Consider the following 359-nt stretch of genomic DNA (forward strand, 5'->3'; position numbering starts at 1 on the left):
ACCCGGCGGGGTCGGTCTTGGAGCCGCCCGCGGGCGCGGACGCGGACGGCTTCGCCGCCGCGGACGGGCCGGAGGAGGAGCCGCCGGCGGCGTCCTCCTGCGGTCCGCACGCGGCCAGGCCGCCGCCGAGCGCGGCGACGAGCGCGATGGTGCCGATGACATGCCGATTGGAGCGCATGGAAGGTTCCCCCGTGTCAGAAATTGGCGTGGCCATGATCGGCCGAACACGGGTTCTACCGGACGGGCGCAACCAAGATCCAATCGGAACGGCGCCTGTCACGGGGCTGTTACCGGATGCTTGCGAACTGGGGGGGGGGGCGGGGTGGCCCGCGGCCCGCCCCCCCCCCCCCCCGGGCCCC

The organism is Streptomyces sp. NPDC059456 (assembly GCF_042750055.1).
In the GTDB taxonomy this organism is placed as follows: domain Bacteria; phylum Actinomycetota; class Actinomycetes; order Streptomycetales; family Streptomycetaceae; genus Streptomyces.